Origin of the sequence: Kitasatospora sp. RG8, assembly GCF_017813315.1 — a bacterium.
In the GTDB taxonomy this organism is placed as follows: domain Bacteria; phylum Actinomycetota; class Actinomycetes; order Streptomycetales; family Streptomycetaceae; genus Kitasatospora.
In genome coordinates, this window is the sequence record NZ_JAGIYX010000001.1 from 1 (window position 1) to 19,389 (window position 19,389).

General features: G+C 72.8%; 18 protein-coding genes and 1 riboswitch. Of the genes, 11 read left to right on the forward strand and 7 right to left on the reverse strand.

Annotated elements, in window-relative coordinates; translation table 11 throughout:
• Positions 1-292 precede the first annotated feature (292 nt).
• From J5Y04_RS00005 to J5Y04_RS00015, 3 genes are read right to left on the reverse strand one after another with little or no spacing between them, the layout of a single operon-like run.
• Positions 293-1,369 carry a low specificity L-threonine aldolase gene (locus J5Y04_RS00005; protein WP_209409897.1) on the reverse strand — a complete coding sequence of 359 codons (1,077 nt, stop codon included), beginning with the start codon at positions 1,367-1,369 and terminating at the stop codon, positions 293-295.
• Positions 1,366-2,112: an SDR family NAD(P)-dependent oxidoreductase gene (locus J5Y04_RS00010; RefSeq protein WP_148641573.1), complete on the reverse strand. Its 747-nt coding sequence runs from the start codon at positions 2,110-2,112 to the stop codon at positions 1,366-1,368. Before J5Y04_RS00010 ends, J5Y04_RS00005 begins: the two co-directional genes overlap by 4 nt.
• Positions 2,109-3,509, reverse strand: a complete 1,401-nt coding sequence (locus J5Y04_RS00015) for a DUF6421 family protein (RefSeq protein WP_209408410.1) — start codon at positions 3,507-3,509, stop codon at positions 2,109-2,111. The genes J5Y04_RS00010 and J5Y04_RS00015 overlap by 4 nt, the downstream gene beginning before the upstream one ends.
• A gap of 481 nt (positions 3,510-3,990) precedes the next feature.
• Between J5Y04_RS00015 and J5Y04_RS00020 the strand changes: the two genes are divergently transcribed.
• From J5Y04_RS00020 to J5Y04_RS00040, 5 genes are all read left to right on the forward strand, one after another.
• Entirely contained in the window at positions 3,991-4,860 is an 870-nt protein-coding gene (locus J5Y04_RS00020) for an ABC transporter substrate-binding protein (protein ID WP_209408413.1), read from the forward strand.
• Positions 4,861-4,871: 11 nt separating this feature from the next.
• On the forward strand, positions 4,872-5,888 hold the full coding sequence (locus J5Y04_RS00025) for an amino acid ABC transporter permease (protein WP_245203920.1): 1,017 nt from the start codon (positions 4,872-4,874) through the stop codon (positions 5,886-5,888).
• A complete protein-coding gene (locus J5Y04_RS00030; protein WP_245203921.1) occupies positions 5,885-6,658 on the forward strand; it encodes an amino acid ABC transporter ATP-binding protein in 774 nt (257 codons plus the stop codon). The genes J5Y04_RS00025 and J5Y04_RS00030 overlap by 4 nt, the downstream gene beginning before the upstream one ends.
• A 142-nt stretch (positions 6,659-6,800) precedes the next feature.
• Complete coding sequence (locus tag J5Y04_RS00035) at positions 6,801-7,400, forward strand: DUF5134 domain-containing protein (protein ID WP_209408415.1); 600 nt, start codon at positions 6,801-6,803, stop codon at positions 7,398-7,400.
• A 390-nt stretch (positions 7,401-7,790) separates the two neighbouring features.
• Positions 7,791-8,738, forward strand: coding sequence for a M56 family metallopeptidase (locus tag J5Y04_RS00040; protein WP_209408420.1), 948 nt, complete (start codon positions 7,791-7,793; stop codon positions 8,736-8,738).
• A gap of 209 nt (positions 8,739-8,947) precedes the next feature.
• Here J5Y04_RS00040 and J5Y04_RS00045 read toward each other — a convergent pair whose 3' ends face one another.
• Positions 8,948-9,379 carry a MarR family winged helix-turn-helix transcriptional regulator gene (locus tag J5Y04_RS00045; protein WP_209408422.1) on the reverse strand — a complete coding sequence of 144 codons (432 nt, stop codon included), beginning with the start codon at positions 9,377-9,379 and terminating at the stop codon, positions 8,948-8,950.
• Positions 9,380-9,466: 87 nt separating this feature from the next.
• On the opposite strand from J5Y04_RS00045, the gene J5Y04_RS00050 reads away from it, so the two are divergent.
• On the forward strand, positions 9,467-11,017 hold the full coding sequence (locus J5Y04_RS00050; RefSeq protein WP_209408425.1) for an MFS transporter: 1,551 nt from the start codon (positions 9,467-9,469) through the stop codon (positions 11,015-11,017).
• 220 nt (positions 11,018-11,237) lie between these two features.
• A complete protein-coding gene (locus J5Y04_RS00055; RefSeq protein ID WP_245203923.1) occupies positions 11,238-11,843 on the forward strand; it encodes a TetR/AcrR family transcriptional regulator in 606 nt (201 codons plus the stop codon).
• A 90-nt stretch (positions 11,844-11,933) separates the two neighbouring features.
• Here the strand turns inward: J5Y04_RS00055 and J5Y04_RS00060 are convergent, their stop codons facing one another.
• A complete protein-coding gene (locus J5Y04_RS00060; protein WP_209408429.1) occupies positions 11,934-12,800 on the reverse strand; it encodes a helix-turn-helix transcriptional regulator in 867 nt (288 codons plus the stop codon).
• Between the two features lie 417 nt (positions 12,801-13,217).
• On the opposite strand from J5Y04_RS00060, the gene J5Y04_RS00065 reads away from it, so the two are divergent.
• Complete coding sequence (locus tag J5Y04_RS00065) at positions 13,218-13,748, forward strand: ATP-binding protein (RefSeq protein ID WP_245203925.1); 531 nt, start codon at positions 13,218-13,220, stop codon at positions 13,746-13,748.
• Positions 13,749-14,097: 349 nt separating this feature from the next.
• Here J5Y04_RS00065 and J5Y04_RS00070 read toward each other — a convergent pair whose 3' ends face one another.
• The gene (locus J5Y04_RS00070; RefSeq protein ID WP_148641582.1) at positions 14,098-14,343 is read right to left on the reverse strand and encodes a DUF397 domain-containing protein; all 246 of its coding nucleotides are present in this window, start codon (positions 14,341-14,343) and stop codon (positions 14,098-14,100) included.
• A 514-nt stretch (positions 14,344-14,857) separates the two neighbouring features.
• Between J5Y04_RS00070 and J5Y04_RS00075 the strand changes: the two genes are divergently transcribed.
• Positions 14,858-15,778 (forward strand): hypothetical protein, encoded by a 921-nt coding sequence (locus tag J5Y04_RS00075; RefSeq protein ID WP_245203927.1) that lies wholly within the window; start codon positions 14,858-14,860, stop codon positions 15,776-15,778.
• An 86-nt stretch (positions 15,779-15,864) separates the two neighbouring features.
• Here the strand turns inward: J5Y04_RS00075 and J5Y04_RS00080 are convergent, their stop codons facing one another.
• Complete coding sequence (locus tag J5Y04_RS00080; RefSeq protein WP_209408431.1) at positions 15,865-16,017, reverse strand: hypothetical protein; 153 nt, start codon at positions 16,015-16,017, stop codon at positions 15,865-15,867.
• 1,485 nt (positions 16,018-17,502) lie between these two features.
• Positions 17,503-17,703, forward strand: a riboswitch (cyclic di-AMP (ydaO/yuaA leader).
• On the opposite strand from J5Y04_RS00080, the gene J5Y04_RS43110 reads away from it, so the two are divergent.
• Both J5Y04_RS43110 and J5Y04_RS00090 read left to right on the forward strand, forming a co-directional pair.
• Complete coding sequence (locus tag J5Y04_RS43110) at positions 17,690-18,961, forward strand: transglycosylase family protein (protein ID WP_209408433.1); 1,272 nt, start codon at positions 17,690-17,692, stop codon at positions 18,959-18,961. It overlaps the preceding riboswitch by 14 nt.
• A gap of 184 nt (positions 18,962-19,145) precedes the next feature.
• The gene (locus J5Y04_RS00090) at positions 19,146-19,346 is read left to right on the forward strand and encodes a hypothetical protein (RefSeq protein WP_209408435.1); all 201 of its coding nucleotides are present in this window, start codon (positions 19,146-19,148) and stop codon (positions 19,344-19,346) included.
• The last annotated feature ends 43 nt before the right edge of the window (positions 19,347-19,389 follow it).

Genomic DNA, 19,389 nt, shown 5'->3' on the forward strand with positions numbered 1-19,389 from the left:
GAGGCCGGGGATGTCAACATATCTGGCGTTGACTTTTGGCACGCTGTTGAGTTCTCAAGGAACGGACACTTCCTTCGGACCGCCTTCCAGCGGGCCCTCCGGGCGCTTCGTTCTTTCGTGTTTGAAGCTTATCAGATGCTTTCCGCTCCGTTTTCCGGAGTTTCATTCATCGGATTCGCTTTCCGCCGCCCCTCTCGGTGCGACTCCGGAACTGTACGGGGACCGCCCCGCCACATGCAAATCGTCCCGCCCTGCACCGGCAGGACGGGACGATCAGCGGTTCGGGCACGCGTCAGGCGCGGCCCATCTCCTCGGCAATGGCGGCCGCGAAGGCGTCGATGTCGGCCTCCGTGGTGTCGTACGAACACATCCAGCGGACCTCGCCGGTGTGCTCGTTCCAGAAGTAGAAGCGGTAACGCTTCTGCAGTCGCTCGCTGACCTCGCGCGGGAGGATCGCGAAGACCGCGTTGGCCTGGACCGGGCGGACGACGGTCACGCCGTCGATGTCCCGGACGGCCGCCTCCAGCCGGCTCGCCATGGCGTTGGCGTGGCCGGCGTTGCGCAGATAGAGGTCGCCCGCGAGCAGCGCCTCGAACTGGACCGAGGCGAAGCGCATCTTCGATGCCAGCTGCATCGAGGTCTTGCGCAGGTACTTGATGTTGCGGACCTTCTCGGGGTTGAGCACGACCACGACCTCGCCGAAGAGCAGGCCGTTCTTCGTGCCGCCGTACGAGAGCACGTCCACGCCCACGTCCGTGGTGAAGGCGCGCAGCGGCACGCCGAGCGAGGCGGCGGCGTTGGCCAGGCGCGAGCCGTCCACGTGCACGAGCATGCCGTGCTGGTGGGCGTGGTCGACGATGGCCCGGATCTCCTCCACGGTGTAGAGGGTGCCGAGCTCGGTGCTCTGGGTGATCGAGACCGCGAGCGGCTGCGCGCGGTGCTCGTCGCCGAAGCCCCAGGCCTGCTGGTCGATGAGCTCGGGGGTGAGCTTGCCGTCCGGGGTGGGGACGGTGAGCAGCTTGATGCCGCCCATCTTCTCGGGGGCGCCGCCTTCGTCCACGTTGATGTGGGCGGACTCGGCCGCGATCACCGCGCCCCAGCGCGGGAGCAGGGCCTGGAGGGCGACGACGTTGGCGCCGGTGCCGTTGAAGACGGGGTACGCCTCGGCCGTCTCGCCGAAGTGGCGGCGGAAGACCTCCTGGAGGTTCGCCGTGTAGTCGTCCTCGCCGTAGGCGACCTGGTGGCCGCCGTTGGCCAGGGCGATGGCGGCCAGGATCTCGGGGTGCACGCCGGCGTAGTTGTCGCTGGCGAAGCCGCGGACGGCGGGGTCGTGCCGCCGTACCGCGTCCGTGCGGGTGGAGTCGGTCATCGGGCTGTCAGCCACAGGTGCTGTCCGTTCAGTTCTGCTGCGGGGCGGTCCCAGAGGCCCGCCAGGTTCTCGGCGAGGTCGGCGGTGTCGGTGAAGCCGGCGAACTTCGCGTCCGGCTTCTCGGCACGCATCTCGGGGCTGACCAGCGCCTTGATCACCAGGATCGCAGCCGCGGCGGTGGGCTCGCCGTCCTCGGCGGTGGTCTCCTTCTTGAAGGAGTCCGCCATGGCGAGGGTCCAGGCCTCGGTGGCCGCCTTGGCGGCCGCGTAGGCGGCGCCGCCGGCGGTGGGCTTGTGGGCGGCCGAAGCGGAGATCATGGCGTAGCGGCCGGACTCGCTGCGGATCAGGGCCGGCTGGAAGGCCAGCGAGGTGTGCTGGAGGGTGCGCACCACGGTGTCGTGCAGGAAGTCCCAGTCGTCGATCCGGGTGTCGAAGAACTTCTTGCTGCCGCGCCAGCCGCCGACCAGGTGGAACAGGCCGTCGACGTGGCCGTGCTCGGCCTCCAGGTGGTCGGCCCAGTCGTGGACCTCCTGAGGGTCGAGCAGGTCGATGACCTGCCCGCTGACCCGCGCGCCGGGGACGGCGGCCCGGACGGCGTCGAGGGCCTTCTCCAGCCGCTGCGCGTCGATGTCCGCGCCGATCACGGTGGCTCCGTCGGCGGCGAGGCGGCGCAGGACCGCCTGGCCGGCCGGGCCACTGGCTCCGGCGACGGCGATGACCTTGCCTGCGAGGTTTGCGCTCATGCGGCGACTCCCTGGATGCCCGCGCCGGTGATGCCGGTGGTGGAGGCGATGACGCCACGGAGCTTCTTCGAGAGGGCCTCGAAGAACATGCTCAGCGGGAACTCGTCCGGGAGGACGGCGTCGCACAGCGCCTTGTTGAGTGCCTTGCCGTCGGTGATGTCGAGCGGCAGCGCGTCGGTGCCCTTCGCCCAGGTGGAGGCGGGGTGCGGGGTGAGGTAGCGGGAGACCAGCTCGTAGGCGGCGATCCAGTGGGCCGGCTTCGGGCGGTCGATGCCGTCCCGGTACAGGGTCTCGATCTCGCCGCAGAGGGCGTTGGTGACCTGCGGGGCGCGCTCCCAGTCGATGGTGAGGCGGTTGTCGCGCCAACGCAGCGCGTCGTGCTTGTGCAGGTAGGCGAAGAGCAGCTGGCCGCCGAGGCCGTCGTAGTTGCGCACGCGGTCGCCGCTGACCGGGAAGCGGAACATCCGGTCGAACAGGACGGCGTACTGGACGTCGCGGGCGTGCGGGTTGCCCTCGGCCTCCAGCTTCACGGCCTCCTTGAAGGTCGTGAGGTCACAGCGGAGCTCCTCCAGGCCGTACATCCAGAACGGGCTGCGCTGCTTGATCATGAAGGGGTCGAACGGCAGGTCGCCGTGGCTGTGGGTGCGGTCGTGGACGAGGTCCCACAGGACGAAGGTCTCCTGCGCGCGCTGCTGGTCCTGGAGCAGGCCCTCGGCGTCGGCCGGGATCTCCAGGCCGAGCTGCTCGACGGCGCTGGTGGTGACGGCGCGGAAGCGGGCGGCCTCGCGGTCGCAGAAGATGCCGCCCCAGGTGAAACGTTCCGGCGCCTTGCGCACGGCCACGGTCTCGGGGAAGAGGACGGCGGAGTTGGTGTCGTAGCCGGCCGTGAAGTCGGTGAAGGTGATCGGCACGAACATCGGGTTGTCGAAGCGGGTGCGCTCCAGCTCGGCCAGCCACTCCGGCCAGACCACGTTCAGCAGGACGGCCTCGAGGTTGCGGTCCGGGTTGCCGTTCTGGGTGTACATCGGGAAGACGACGAGGTGCTCCAGGCCGTCCTCACGCTGGTCCGCGGGCTGGAAGGCGAGCAGCGAGTCCAGGAAGTCGGGCTCCCGGTAGCCGGTGTCGGCCCACTTCGCGAGGTCCGCGTCGACGGCCACGAGGTACTCGGCGTCGTGCGGGAAGAAGGGGGCGAGCTCCTCCACGGCGCCGCGCACGGTGGCGACCAGCGGGTCGACCGTGTGCCGCTGCACGGCGGCGAGGTCGATCGAGCCGTCCTTGGACTGGAGCGGGCGCAGGGCCTCGACGGCTTCCTTCAGGCGCAGCCAGGCCGGGTGGCCGGCGAGGCCGGAGACCGGAGCGTCGGCCGCCACAGCGAGCTTTGGCGAAAGATTCTGCATCGGGGACTCACTTCAACAGGAGGGTTTTCAACGAGACCACCATAAGTACGAAAGGTTCTCCTGTTCAAGAGGGGGCCTACCGACAGATCTCCCGTGACCGGGGGTGTCCACCGGCCGACGACCGGATGTCCGGCATGTGGACGGGGATCTGGATCTTCTGGACAGATGCACCGTGGGGATGCGAACCTCCCGCCATGCTCCCGGCGGTGACCCTGGTGGCCCGGCGCCACATCGACCTGCTCCGGGTGCCCTCGTGTTGTCGCGCCTTCTGCTGCGCGCGCGGCCTCTGCTGCCGCTGCCGCTGATCCGGCTCGGGGGGCGCCGCGGACGCGGCCCCGTACGCCGACCATGCCGCCTGTGTTCCGGCGCCGCCACCGGGGGGAAGTGACCCGCCTGGGGTGCGGCCCCGCCCGGTGCCCGGCCGCCCGCCCCACGCCGTTCCCTCCCCGCCCTGCCCGGTCCCTCTCCCAGGAGCCCCGTCATGACCTCCCTCCGCAAGCCGTTCGCCGCTCTGCTGGTCCTCGCCGCCGCCGCGCTGACCGCCTGCGCCCCGCAGGACACCGCGTCCGACGCGGGCGCGACCGCGTCGGGGACGGCCGGCGGCTGCGCGCCGGGCGCGCTGGCCACCCGTACCGCGGGGACGCTGACCATCGGCACCGACAAGCCGGCCTACGACCCGTGGTTCACCGAGGACAAGCCCGAGAACGGCAAGGGCTTCGAGTCCGCGGTGGCGTACGCGGTCGCCGAGAAGCTGGGCTACCCCAAGGAGAAGGTGTCCTGGACCGTCGCGCCGTTCGGCAAGGCCACCACGCCGGGCGCCAAGGACTTCGACTTCGACATCAACCAGGTCTCGGTCAGCGCCGAGCGCAAGCAGGCGGTGGACTTCTCCTCCGGGTACTACGACGTGCGGCAGGCCGTGATCGCGCTGAAGAACTCCAAGGCCGCCTCGGCCAGGAGCATCGCCGACCTGAAGGGCGCCAAGCTGGGCGCGCAGGTCGGCACCACCAGCCTGGACGTGGTCACCAACACGATCAGGCCGAGTACCCAGCCGGCCGTCTTCGACTCCAACGACCTGGCGAAGTCCGCGCTGAAGAACGGGCAGATCGAGGCCCTGGTGGTCGACCTTCCGACGGCGTTCTACATCACCGGCGCCGAGGTGACGGACGCCCAGGTGGTCGGGCAGTTCGAGGGCGCGGCGCAGGGCGAGCAGTTCGGGCTGGTGCTGGACAAGGGGTCGAAGCTCACCGGCTGCGTCAGCCAGGCCGTGGACGCGCTGCGGGCAGACGGCACGCTGGCCAAGCTGGAGAAGCAGTGGCTCTCCGACGCCGTCTCGGCGCCCGTGCTGAAGTGAGCGACCCCGCGATGAGCACCGACCCCGCGATGAGCACGGACCCGACGGTGAGCACGGCCCCGGCGATCGGCACCGGGCCCGCGGCGAGCCCGGACCCTGCGGTGGACACGAAGCCCGCGGCGGGCACGAAGCCTCCGGGCACCGTGCCCCGGAAGCGTGGGCCGGAGGACGCGCCGGACGACGGCTACCGCCCGTCCGCGCGCCGGCTGGCGCACGAGGCGTACCGGCGCGGCCGGGCCCGGCGTTCGGCGCTGATCGCCGGGGTGTCGACCCTGGCGACCGCGGTGGCGCTGTACCTGCTGGTGGTCAACTCCCCCGGCTGGGAGGCGACCCGGAAGACCTTCTTCAACGCCCACTACGCCCGCCAGGCGCTGCCCGAGGTGCTGAAGGGGCTGCGGATCAACCTGGAGCTGATGCTCGGCTGCGGGGCACTGATCCTGGTCCTCGGCCTGCTGCTGGCGGTGCTGCGGACGCTGCGCGGGCCGGTGTTCCTGCCGGCCCGGCTGCTGGCCACGGCGTACGTCGACTTCTTCCTCGGCCTGCCGATGATCATCTGCCTGCTGGTGATGGTCACCGGTGTGCCGGCGCTGCGGCTGGCCGGGGTGACCACCGATCCGATCCTGCTCGGCGGCGCCGCGCTGGTGCTGACGTACTCGGCGTACGTCTCGGAGGTGTTCCGGGCCGGCATCGACGCGGTGCACCCGAGCCAGCGGGCGGCGGCCCGTTCCCTGGGGCTCAGCAACGCCCAGGCCATGCGGTACGTGGTGCTGCCGCAGGCGGTCCGCCGGGTGGGGCCGCCGTTGCTGAACAACCTGGTCAGCCTGCAGAAGGACACCGGGCTGGTGTCGATCGGCGGGGCGATCGACGCCGTCTACGCGGCGAAGATCATCGCCGGCCGCTCGTTCAACTACACCCCGTACATCGTCGCCGGACTGGTCTTCATCGTGCTGACCGTCCCGCTCACCCGGTTCACCGACTGGCTGACCCGCCGGATGAACCGCCGTCAGCACCAGGGAGGTGCGGTATGACCACCTCCGGGACGGTACGGCCCGAGGTGCTGCGGCTGGAGTCGGTGCGCAAGACCTTCGGTTCCCAGGTGGTGCTGCGCGACGTCGGTCTGACGGTGCCCGAGCACTCCGTGACCGCGCTGATCGGGGCGTCCGGCTCCGGCAAGTCCACGCTGATGCGCTGCGCCAACCTGCTGGAGCGGATCGACGACGGCGCGATCTTCCTGGACGGCGAGGAGATCACCGACCCGCGGACCGACGAGGACGCCGTCCGCCGCCGGATCGGCGTGGTGTTCCAGTCCTACAACCTGTTCCCGCACCTGACGGTGCTGGAGAACATCACGCTGGCCCCGCGCCGCGTGCACCGGGTCGCCCGGGCCGAGGCGGAGGCGAAGGCGCTGGCGCTGCTGGACCGGCTCGGGCTGGCGGCCAAGGCGGCGGAGTACCCGGACCGGCTCTCCGGCGGCCAGCAGCAGCGCGTCGCCATCGTCCGGGCACTGGCCACCGGACCGCGGCTGCTGCTGCTCGACGAGATCACCGCGGCGCTGGACCCGGTGCTCGTGGGCGAGGTGCTCGCGGTGGTGCGGGACCTCAAGGAACAGGGCATGACGATGGTCATCTCCACCCACGAGATGGGTTTCGCCCGCGAGGTCGCCGACCAGGTCTGCTTCCTGGACGCCGGTGTGGTGCTCGAACAGGGCCCGCCGGAGCAGGTGTTCGGCGATCCGCAGGAGGAGCGGACCCGGCGGTTCCTCAGCCGGGTGGTCGCCTCGGGACGGCTCAACCCGTAGGCCCCCGGCCCCGGGCGGGTGCCCGCCGGAGTCACGCACTCCGGCGGGCACCACCATGCGCCCCTGTGCGCGCCCTGCTGCACACGGCCCCGAGCGGTGATCGTGGACGGTACGCCCGTCCGCGCCGTCCGGGAGGCCGCCGTTGCACGGACCAGTCGTGGTCAGCTGGCTGCTGGCCCTCCTCACCGCCGCCGCCGGCGGCTACTGTCTCACCCGGCTGCGCCGCTCCCCCTGCACCGACGGGCCGGCGACCGGTCGGCTGCACGCCTACGAGTCCGACGCCGCCGAGGCGTTGATGGGGTTCGGGATGGCCGCGATGGCGGTCTCCGGCAGCGCCGTGCCCGCCGCGGTCTGGGCCTGGGTGTTCGGCGCCCCGGCGGTGGCCTTCCTCCTGGCCTCGGCGACCGGCCCGGCCCGGCGGGCGCACCGGCTGCACCACGCGATCGGCGGGCTGGCGATGACGTACATGGCCCTGGCGATGGGATCGGCGCCCGGACACGGCCACCACCATGCGGCGAGCACGGGGACGCCGCTGCTGACCGGCGCGCTGCTGCTCTACTTCGGCGGCTACTCGCTCTGGGCCGGCACCCGGCTGCTCGCCGCCCCGGCCGGGGGGCCGGCGGTGGGCCCCGGGGGGCCGGCGGTGTCCGTCGCGGGCCCGGCGGCGGTGACCGCGGGGCTGCCGCGGGCCTGCCGGCTGTCGATGGGCATCGGCATGTTCGCCATGCTCCTGACGATGTGACGCGAACGGCGACCGGGCGCGGGCAACCGGGCAACGGGCGTGACCAGGCAAACGCGCGCGACCGGGCGACGGACGCGACCGGGCAACGGGCGTGACCGCGAAGCGCAGTGGGCCGAGCAGCCCCGCATCACCGTGAACGCGGTGCGCCGCGCAGCCCGCGTGGCCGGGAAGCGGTGCGCCGTACATCGCGAGCGACCGTGAGAGCCGACGAGCCCGGGACCGCGAGCCGCCGTGGAGCGTGCGCGACCGACCGATGCGCCGGGCCTGCCTTTCGGCCTCGCGTGGCGTTGGTCACTGGGTGGCCGAAAGTCGTTCCACCGGGCGCCGGCAGCGCTTAGGTTGGCAGGGAGCGCGTTGTCGCGTTCCGTGCGTACTCGGGGAGCCCATGCCATGACGGCCCTGCTCGGCCTGCTGCTGCTCGGACTGCTGCTCTCGACCGTGGCACCCCGGCTGTTGGCCCGGGCCCGCTGGGCGGAGCGCGAACCCGTGCTGGCCCTGCTGGTCTGGCAGTGCCTGGTGGTGGCCGTGCTGCTGTGCTGCGCACTGAGCCTCGTCCTGGCCGCCTCCGCCGCACTGCCCGAGCTGCGGGCCCTGGTGTTCGCGGGCGCGCCGCACGGCGTGGAGGCCGCGTACGGGCTCCAGGACGGCGAGGGCTGGGGACGGCTCTGTGCCGCGGTGCTGGCGGCGGGCGGGGTGCAGACCCTGCTGGCGCTGACCCGGGAGGTCCGCTCGGCGAAGGCCCTGCGCAACCGGCGGCACGCCCAACTGACCAGCCGGGCGCCCGAACTGCCGGAGTCCATCGACGCCCTGCGGAGCCGGCGGGAGCGCCTGGTGGTGCTGGAGAACATCCGGCCCGAGGCCTGGTCGCTGCCCGGTCACAACTCCCGGCTGGTGGTCACCACCGGGGCTCTCCAGCAGCTGACCGACCGGGAGTTGGCGGCCGTGCTGAGCCATGAGCGCGGACATGTCCGCGCCCGGCACCACTGGCTGTCGCAGTGCTCCCAGGCGCTCGCCTCGGGCTTCCCCGGTGTCGGCGTGTTCAGCGCCTTCCGGGACCAGGTGGGCGAGTTGGTGGAGCTGGCCGCGGACGACCGGGCGGCCCGCCGGCACGGCCGGCACACCACCGCCCTGGCGCTGGCCGAACTCAACCTGGGGAGCGGGGTGTTCGGCTCCTGCCCGCCGGGGCTCGCGCAGTCGCCGAAGCGGGTGGACCGGCTGCTCGCCGGGCGGCCCCGGCTTCCGGTGACCCACCGCCTGCGGCTCACCGTGGCGGCCCTGGCCGCCCCGGCGGCGGCCGTCCTGCTGGCTGCCGCACCGGGGCTCTCCACCCTGTTCTAGCCCACCCCGGACCCTGTTCCAGCCCCACCGGGGAAGCACCCTGACCCCGCCCGGACTCCGGCCCGTCCGGCCTGCACCCCGGTCCCAACGGGCCAGCACCCCGACCCCGCCGTGGCCCCGACCTCACCCGGCCCGGCCCACACCCCGATCCGGCCCACACCCCGGCCCGGCCCAGGAAGCACCCGGCCGACAGTAGAGCCTGCGGAAGGTCAGCCCTGCGCGGAGCAGCCGCCCTCCAGCGGGCCGCCGAGGGTGAGCGCCAGCACCTCGCGGTGCAACGGACGGGCCTCGGCGTAGCGCCGGCAGCCCTCCTCGGTGAGCGCGACCTGGATGCCGCGCCGGTCGTCCGGGCATATCGCGCGCGTGACCAGGCCGGCCTTCTCCAGGCGGCCGATCAGCCGGGAGAGCGCGCTCTGGCTCAGGTGCACGGTGTCGGCCAGCTCCTGGACCCGCAGCGTGTGGGCCTTGTCCGCGTTCCGTTCCTCGACCAGGCGCTCCAGCACCTCGAACTCGCTCATGCCCAGGCCGTGCTTCTCGCCCAGTTCACGGTCGAGCAGGCAGGCGGTAGCGGCCTGCCTGGCCAGCAGGTCACGCCAGGACGCGACCAGGGCCGTGTCCGCGTTGGAGTCGAGTTCAGCCACGCCGCCACGCTATCACATGCGCATGAAACTTATGCGTTCACATCTTATTCATTTGCATTGAATGCACACGCATGTAGTGTCCTCCGCATGACCACCGCGACCGTCACCACAGCTGACGAATCATCAATGAGCGGGCCGAACTGGACTCCCCGCCTCTGGGGCACGCTGATCGTGCTCTGCGCCGCGATGTTCCTCGACGCCCTGGACGTCTCCATGGTGGGCGTCGCCCTTCCGTCGATCGGCTCCGAGCTCAACCTCTCGACCTCCGCCCTGCAATGGGTGGTCTCCGGCTACGTGCTCGGCTACGGCGGCCTGCTGCTGCTCGGCGGGCGCGCCGCCGACCTGCTCGGCCGCCGCCGGGTCTTCCTCGTCGCCCTGGCCGTCTTCGCCGCCGCGTCGCTGCTCGGCGGCCTGGTCGACGACGGCGGGCTGCTGATCGTCGCGCGCTTCCTCAAGGGCGTCAGCGCGGCCTTCACCGCGCCGGCCGGCCTGTCGATCATCACCACGACCTTCGCCGAGGGCCCGGCCCGCAACCGCGCGCTGTCGATCTACACCACCTGCGGCGCCAGCGGCTTCTCGCTCGGCCTGGTGCTCAGCGGCCTGCTCACCTCGGTCGGCTGGCGCTGGACCTTCCTGATGCCCGTCCCGGTCGCGCTCCTGGCCCTGGTCTTCGCCGTCCGGCTGCTCCCCCGCCCGACCGAGGAGAGGGCCAAGGGCGGGTACGACGTGCTCGGCGCGGTCACCGGCACCGCCACCGTGCTGCTGCTGGTCTTCACCGTGACCGAGGCGCAGGGCGCCGGCTGGCTGAGCCTGCGCACGCTCGGCTCGCTGGCCGTGGTGGCCGCGCTGGCCGCCGCCTTCCTGGTGGTCGAGAGCCGCACCGCGCACCCGCTGGTCCGGCTCGGCATCTTCCGCAACGGCTCGGTCGCCCGGGCCAACGTCATCGCCTTCACCATGACCGGCGCCTACGGCGGCTTCCAGTTCGTGGTCACGCTGTACCTCCAGCACCTGCTCGGCTGGTCGGCACTGGAGATGGCGCTCGGCCTGCTCCCGGCCGGGGCGTTCATCGCGCTCTCCGCACCGCTGATGGGCCCGATCGTGGACCGTTTCGGCACCGGCCGGCTGCTGCCGATCGGCCTGCTCGCCCTGGTCGCCGCGTTCGCGCTGTTCCTGCGGCTGGACGAGCACAGCTCGTACCCGGCCCTGGTGCTGCCGTCGATGATCCTGCTGGGCGTCGGCTTCTCGCTGGCCTTCCCCTCGGTCAACATCGCCGCCACCGACGGCGTGGCCGACGAGGAGCAGGGGCTGGCCTCCGGCCTCGTCAACACCGCGATCCAGGTGGGAACCGCGGTGGTGCTCGCCGGGGCCACCGCGATGATCACCGCGGGCAGCGCCGGCGGTGACGGCGCCCAGGCACAGCTGGACGGCTACCGGCCCGCGCTGGTCTTCGTCACCGGGGTCGCGCTGCTGGGCTTCCTGATCGCCGCGGCGGGCGCGGTGCTCGACCGCCGGAAGAAGGCAACCACCGTGTCGGTGGCGGACTATGATTATCCGTCAGCAGACCTTGACGGCGGCCGGAACGGCGGCCCGGACGGTGACCTGGACGACCGGCGGGGCGGGATCCTGGCCAAGAGCTGAACGCCCCAAGCGACCGGCTCCTCGCCTTCCGGGCGGGCACCGGCTCCACCAAACCCCCGTGTTGGTGGAGCCGGCGCCTCCGTACGATCCGGCCCGTGCGCGCCCTGCCGCGTGCGGTTGCCGCGGTTCGGCCTCTCGCCCCGCCAGTATATTGGCCGGGAGCCAACGAACGTACGGAGCAGACACGATGGCACCTCGCGGGGATTCGGTCAATGAGGAAATGCGTCAACGCTCCCGCCGGCGCATCATGCACGCCACCGTCGAGCTCGTCGACCGGCACGGCTACGCCGGCACCACCCTGAGCGACATAGCCGAGCGGGCCGGACTCGCCCGCGGACTGCTCTCCTACTACTTCGACGGCAAACGGCTGCTGATGCAGTCGGCGACCCACCGGATGATGCACCAGACGCTGTCGGCGGCGCTGGGCGAACTGGCGCCGGAGGCCACCCCGGAGGCCCGGCTGGCCCGGGCGATCGACGCGGTGCTGGGGCTGGCGATGGACCACCCCCGGGTGATGCGCTCGCACCTGGCGCTGATCCTGGACCCGGACGCCGGTGCGTTCGTCCAGGACCCGGAGCAGCAGCAGCTCGGCGCCATCCTCCAGGGGCTGCTGCGCGACTGGGGCGCGCCGGACCCGGTCGCCGAGCACGCGGTGCTGCGCAGCGCGCTGATGGGCGGCTGCATAGGCGTGCTGCTGCCGGGCGCCGAACTCCCGCTGGCCCCGATCCGGGCCGACCTGTTCCGCCGCTACGACCTGGACTGGCGGCTCGGCCGGCCGCCGCAGCGGACCCCGCCGGAACGCGAACGGCCGCCGGCCCGCGGCTGAGCGGGGGCCCGGCGGGCGTGGGTGGGCGTCGGGCCGGCGGTGCTCCGCGTTCCGGATCCGTCGTGCGTCCGGCCGCCGTAGAGCGGGCTGTCAGCGCTCCTTCAGGATCGACGCGAGCAGGTCGATGGTGCGCTCGGGCGTGAGGCTGTCCACGCAGAGCCGCTCCATGACCTGGATGTACGCGTCGACGTCGTCCCGCTTGTCGAGGTAGAGCGCGCTGGTGAGCTGCTCCAGGTAGACCACGTCGGCGAGGTCCTGCTCGGGGAAGCGGAGGATGGTGAAGGCCCCGGACTCGCCGGCGTGCGCGCCGAAGCGGAACGGCATCACCTGGATCACCACGTTGGCCTGCTCGGCGACGTCGATCAGGTACTGCACCTGACCGCGCATCACCTTCGGCCCGCCGACCGGGCGGCGCAGCGCGGCCTCGTCGATGACGGCCCAGAGCCGGGGGCTGTTGCCCTCGGTGAGCAGCTTCTGGCGGCGCAGCCGGAGGCTGACCCGGCGTTCGACCTCCTCCTCGCTGATCACCGGCCGGCTCTGGCCGAACACCGCCCGCGCGTACTCCTCGGACTGCAGCAGCCCGGGGATGAACTGCACCTCGTACGTGCGGATCAGCGCGGCGGCCTCCTCCAGGCCGACGTAGGTCTGGAACCAGCCCGGCAGGACGTCGTTGAAACTGTGCCACCAGCCGGACTTGTTGGCCTCGCGGACGAGGCCGAGCAGGGCCTCGCGCTCGCCGCCGTCGTCGACGCCGTAGAGGCTGAGCAGGTCGGCGACGTCGCGCTCCTTGAAGCTGACGCGGCCGAGCTCCATGCGGCTGATCTTGGACTCGGAGGCGCGGATCGCGTAGCCCGCGTCCTCGCGGGTGATGCCGCGCGTCTCGCGGAGCCGGCGAAGCTGCGAGCCGAGGAGGATCCGGCGGACCATCGAGCCGCCGCCCGGCTGAACTGTGGTCATGCGGTCGAAACCTCCACCTAGGGCAAACAGCGCACAGTCTGCCATCAGTTGAGCGCTCACGGTGCCGATACTGACGGATGTTCCTATCAGTTCTGCACCTCTCACACCAGGATGCACGTGCATTCGGCTCTTGCATATGCCATTTGAACAACTGCACGTGAATCGACTCTTGCATCTGCAGTGAGCGCAGAGGACCATGGTGCACGTGCACCTGCACATCCCTGGCAATCCCGCGGGCTCCGCGTCGACCCCACGCGCGACTCCGCGCACCAGCCCGGCAGCGCCCCCGCGCCACCGGGCGTTCGTGTGCGCGCGCGCCTGGTCGAGGGGGCGGCCGTGCGGCCGAGCGAGTCGGAGGTGACCGGCATGACCCCGGCGGGTCCAGCCGTGTCCGCCCCCTTATGGGAGGAGCTCTTCATGAGCACCGGTACGGCCTTGGCAGTCGATCCCCATGTGGTCACCTGTACGCTCGCCCCTCGCTACGAAGCCGTCAGAACCGCGCGCGACTTCGCCAGGACGGCTCTTCAGCGCTGGGGACTGGACGAGCTGTTCGACGATGTCGCGCTGGTGGCCTCGGAGCTGGTGACCAACGCCCTGCGGCACGCGATCGGCGCGCGCCCCGGCACGGCGGGCGGCGCACTCGACGACTACGACTTCCCCGTCCAGCCCACGGCCGATGGACGGCTGCCGATCCGAATAAGCCTGGTACACCGCGCACCGCAGGTGGTCTGCGCGGTCAGCGACCCGAGCAGCATCGGGCCGGTGGCCCGGGAGGCCGACTTCGTCGCCGAATCGGGGCGCGGGCTCCACCTGGTGGACTCCTTCAGCCGTTCCTGGGGCTGGCACCCGCTGGGCAGCGGCAAGGTGGTCTGGGCGCTGTTCGAGGCGGAGCGCACCGCCGTGAACGCCGTCCCCGAGCTCGGCGGCCGGCACCGCCGCTCGGCCTAGCAGCAGGACGCTCCGCCCGGCGGAGACCACGCGGCCACGCGGCGGCCGCAGGACACGGCGTCCGGCGGGACCACGGGAGACGACGTCCGGCAGGACCCTCCCGGCCCGACCACGGGACGCCCGAGCGGGTGACGACGAACGGCCCGCCACCGGCCGGCGGACCCCCGGGGGACCACACCACCCGGGTGCGCGGCCGCGGCTCACGCTCTCCCGGTCCGCCCCCGACGGGGCGCACCCCGGACGGCGCAGGAGCCGGACAACACAACAGCGACAGGACAAGCGGAGAAGACAAAGGCCGTCGCGGTGTCAGCACCCACGACGGCCCCCCGATGGAGAAGGCGGCGGCCGGTCAGACCGCCAGGTGGTCGAACTCCCCGTCCTTGGCCCCCAGCAGCAGCGCGGCGATCTCGGCCCGGGTGTAGATCAGTGCCGGACCGTCGGGGAAGCGCGAGTTGCGCATCGCCACCTCGCCCCCCGGGAGGGCGGCGAACTCGACGCAGTTGCCCTGAGAGTTGCTGTGCAGGCTCTTCTGCCAGACCACGTCCTTGAGGTCCGCAGCCGCCATCCCGTTGTACGCGTCGTACGTGTTGTGCATAGAAATCTCCCGAAGAGCTCCGGAGTGGTCGTCCAGCTCGGCGCCCCGGCACAACAGCCGAACGACTGGGCCGGCCCCGTACCGGCCCGGCACAACGCCTCACTTGACGTGATGATAGCTCCAGTGCACGTGCATCAGCACGGGACGGTGCAGGTGCACGGGTCGTTCGCCGCCAAACTGCAACTCTTCACGACCCCACCACCTGACGGCACGTAAGCGGACATAGCCGACTGAATCGGCGGATCGCCGATAACCGCCCGTAGGCGGCCCCCCGCTGAATGTTGATCTTCGAATGCCGGGAGTCGCACTCCCGTGACCCTCCGTCAGACGCCACCGTGCCTGTGAGACATCTCACGCGACGGGGGTGCAACGGGAGGGGCCGTCAAGCGCGTCAGAGAAGATGTCCCGGCCGCGCGGGGGTTTGGCGGAGTATGTCCGATTTTCGGGCGGCCCGCCCGTCCCGGTTCGGCAGCCGACTGCAGGGTGGGCGGCCAGATGTCCTACGATCTCCGCCATGAGCACCGCAGCCATCCCGGGCGCGCCACTGCCCGTCCGCACTCCAGGCTCCCGTGCGCGGGGGCGCCACCGCCGCCCCGAGCGCCCCGAGATCCCGGCCGGGTCCCCGGCCCTGGTGCTCGCGGTGCCCGCGACCGCCGGGCCCGAGTCCCGTTCCGTGGTCGAGGAACTGCTGTCCATCGTGCGCAGCGAGCAGAACGGCGTGCAGACGGCGGCCGGCTACCTGCCGGGCGACACGGGCGAGGGCGAGTCCGCCGGCACCGCCGGTGACGAGCACACCGTCGCCGAACTGCTGGCGCACGCCGCCGAGGCGGGCCTGCCGGCACCGGTCGTGGTGCCGCTGCTCCCCGGCCCGCACGGCTTCCTGGCCGACCTGCACGCGCTCGCCGCCGAGTACGGCGCCCACGTCACCGACGTGCTGGGCCCGCACCCGCTGCTGGCCGAGGCCGTCCACGTCCGGCTCTCCGAGGCCGGTCTGGCCCGCGCCGACCGCGCCCGCCTGTTCGCCATCGCCACCGCCGCCGACGGCGTTGTGCTCACCACCGTCGGGGGCCAGGAGGCGGCCGACGCCGCCGGGATCACCGGAATGCTGCTGGCCGCCCGGCTGGCCGTGCCGGTCGTCCCCGCCGCGCTCGACGTGCCGGGATCGGTGGCCGCGGCCGTCGCCCACCTCAAGGAGATGGGCGCCCAGAACCCGGCGCTGGCCCCACTGGTGATCGGCCCCGAGGCCGACTCCGAGCTGCTCGCCACGGCCGCCGAGGAGACCGGCTGCCCGTCCGCCGCCCCGCTGGGCGCGTACCCGACGGTGGGCCAGCTGATCGCCTCCACCTACCTGGCCGTGCTTCCGGCCGCCGACCCCGAGGCGCACGCCGAGGAGTCCGCGGTCGAGGAGGGCGGCGGGCGCCACGCCGCCCAGTAGCAGCCCACTGCGGACAGACCGCACGAAGGGGCCCGGAGCGCACTCCGGGCCCCTTCGGCCGTCCTCCCCCCGTCTCTCCCCGTCCGCTAGCCGCCCACCCGGCCGGTGGGCGCGGCGGCGTCCTTGAGGCCCAGGGCGGGCGTCTGCACCGGCCGGGACTGCGCGGCGAACGAGGCCACCGGCGTACTGCTCGCGTTCCACTGCGGCTGCGCGGTTCCGCCGCCGTCCGCCCGGCGCACCTGGAGCACCTCGGACTGCCCGGCCCGGCGCAGCAGGATGTTCCCGGGTGGCCCGGGCTCCGGGTCGACCCAGAGTTCGTTGCCGCCGGCCGAGGACGGGGGCGGTGACCGGGGCGGCCCCGTCCGGTCCCCTCCAGGTCTCCCCGGTCTCGGTGCGCGGGCCGACCCAGCGCAGCGCGGCGTGCCGGACGTCGGCCCGGCGGGAGCTGGTGATGTGGACTTGGGCGCGCCCCTCGGCGCTGCCCTCGACCCGGACGCCACGGGTCAGGTTGAGCACCTCGGCGCCGACGGTGACGCCCCCTCCGGCCGGGACCCGCGGGTGCGCGTACTTCAGCGGTGCCTCCAGGGTGACGCCGGGTCCGCTGACGGACCGGACGACGGCCAGGTCGTAGCGGGTGGAGGAGCCGTCCTCGCCCGGCGGGCCGGTCGGGGTGACGGACAGTTCGTCGCCGGGCCGCCAACCGGCGGGCGGGGCGGCCAGGGTGACGGTGGTGTCGCCGGCCCGCAGGCCGCCGGCGGCGCGTACCCAGGCGGTCTTGGCGGCGCCGTCCAGCCGCAGGTACCCGGCGCCGGTGACCCGGAGGCCGACGTCGGTGTCGACCAACCTTCATGCCGTCGCCCCGGAACCGCTTCTCGTCGACGGCCGGGAAGCGCAGGGTGTGCACGGCGGTGTCGTCGGGGGCGAGGGCGAGGGTGCCGCGGACCTCGACGTTGCCCGCCGAGGCGAGGGTGACGGTGCGGCCGGCGGCGAAGGTGAGGGCGCCGCCCGGTTCGACCAGCAGCGAGGCGACGGTGGCGTCGGTGTCCAGCAGCACCTTGTCGGTGATCCGGACGGCGCTCTGCGGGCCGGGCACCCTGCCGCCCCAGCCGGTCGGGTCGGACCACGGGCGGCCGTTCCGGTCGACGGCGGGCGCGGCGGCGGGCTGCCCGGGGGCGGCGCCCTCCGCGGCGCCGGCGGAGGGCGGCGGCGCGGCGTCGCCGTGGTCCATGGCTCCGTCGCCTCCCGTCCCGGCCGGGCTCGTGGCGGTGCCCCCGGCGGCGACGGGCGCCGTGGGGCCGGTCAGCGAGCGTCGCAGGGCCTCCTCGCCGCCGATCGCCGCGAACGCCGTGCCGACCGCGAGCCGGCGCAGCATTGTGCGGCGACTTAAGGGAGTTCGGGCCGCTTCAGGCGGGATGTCCGGTCTGCGATGCTTTGCCCGGCGATGCGCTCCGCGGGGCCCGGCGGCCGGCCGGCCCGCGTCCGGCTCCTCGCCCATGGCCATCGCTGCGTAGCCCTCCCCCCGGACGGCTGCGTCGGTCCCGACCTCCTGAAGCACAGGCAGTTGCATTGACCGCGGCGGGCGTTGCGCGAAAACGGTCATTTCTGATCATGGTGGACAGCCTTTCCGCAGGCTTTCCGCAAACCGTGACGAGCGTCACACATGTTTGCGGTTTGAACTTAAGTCTGCTTAACGTGCTCCCCGTTCGTGGCCACACGGACCCAGCTCATCCGCAACGCCGAGTCCTGCCGTCGGGTGCGCTGGCAGCGCAGAACGCACCACGGCAGGAGCGGGGGAACCACAGGTAAGTCGCCCCGGACCGGTCCGCGTACCGGTTCAGGGCTAGGGGTGAAGCCGCGTCCACAGCGCGGCCGGGCAACTCCAGCCCGAATCCGACAGCTCACCTCGCAGGCGTGGGAGAGGACCGCGTCTTCATGCTGCCCACCAACGGCACCCGCCTGTCCAGCCGCACCCGCCGCGCGATCGCCACCCTCGGCGTCGTCGGCATCGGTCTCACCGTCCCCTGCCTGACCTCCGGCACCGCCTCCGCCGCCTCCGTCGCCACCTGGGACAAGGTCGCGCAGTGCGAGAGCAGCGGCAACTGGAGCATCAACACCGGCAACGGCTTCTACGGCGGCCTCCAGTTCACCAACAGCACCTGGGCGGAGTTCGGCGGCACCGCGTACGCGGCCCGCGCCGACCTCGCCACCAAGGACCAGCAGATCGCGATCGCCGAGAAGGTGCTCGCCGTCCAGGGCCCCGGTGCCTGGCCCGTCTGCTCCGTCCAGGCCGGCCTGACCAAGGGCGGCACCCCCGCCGCGGTCGACACCACCACGGCCGCCAAGCCCGCCGCGCAGACCCCGGCCCCGGCCGCGCCCGCCGCGCAGGCCCCCGCCGCCAAGCCGGCCGCGCCGAAGGCCGACCAGGCCCCGGCCTCCACCGACTCCGCCAAGCCGCAGTCCGGCCAGAACTGGTCGAAGAAGTGGCAGGACAAGGCCGCCTCCAACGACTACACCGTCGTCGCCGGCGACTGGCTCTCCTCGATCGCCGACAAGAACAACGTCCAGGGCGGCTGGGAGCGGCTGTACGAGCTCAACCGCTCCACCCTGACCGACGGCCCGCACGTCATCTACCCCGGTCAGCACCTGACCCTCGGTGACCGCGCCCAGGCCTCGGACGAGTCCGGCAAGGGCTTCAACTGGTTCGACCGGAGCTCCGGCAACTCCGGCCAGGCCGCCGCCGCCAAGCCCGCCGCCCAGACCCAGGCCCCGGCCGCCAAGCCGGCCGCCCAGACCCAGACCCAGGCGCCCGCCCAGGCCGCCACCGGCAGCATGGCCGCCGCGGTCGCCTTCGCCGAGTCGAAGGTCGGCCAGGCGTACGTCTACGGGGGCACCGGCAACGGCGGCTGGGACTGCTCCGGCCTGACCCAGGCCGCGCTGCGCGCCGCGGGCGTCTCCATCCCGCGCGTCGCCGCCGACCAGGCCGCCGCCTCCACCCACGTCTCGCTGGACGCGCTCAAGCCGGGCGACCTGCTGTTCTGGTCCAACAACGGCCAGGACTCCGGCGTCTACCACGTCGCGATCTACGTCGGCAACGGCGCGTACGTCGAGGCCGCCAACCCGAGCGCGGGCGTGCGGACCGAGACCATCGCCAACTGGGCCCCGGACTTCGCCGGCCGGGTCTGATCCCCCGGCGCGCGGCTCCCGGGCCCGCGCAGGTACGCCGAAGCCCCCGGGAAGAGCCTGGTCGCTCTTCCCGGGGGCTTCGGCCTGCCCGCCCACGGGCAGCGGGTGCGGGTCCGGTGGAGGCCGTGGTGGAGTCGGGGCGCAGCGGGCATGCTGCTGCTCCGCACCCGAGAAGGAGTCACCCATGGCCCAGGTCACCGTCACCCTCGACGCCAATCTCGCCATCGACGTGATGATGCTCGCCGGGACCCGGAGCCCGCAGGACGCCGTGGAGCTGGTCCTGCGCGACTACCTGGCCCGGGGCCGGCGCACCGGGAGCCGGACCGGCGACGCCGTCGACGGCCGGCGGTCGGGCCACGAACGCCCGACGGCCCAGGAGGGCTGACGAACGCACGACCGGGGCCCGGAGAGCGGATTGCTCTCCGGGC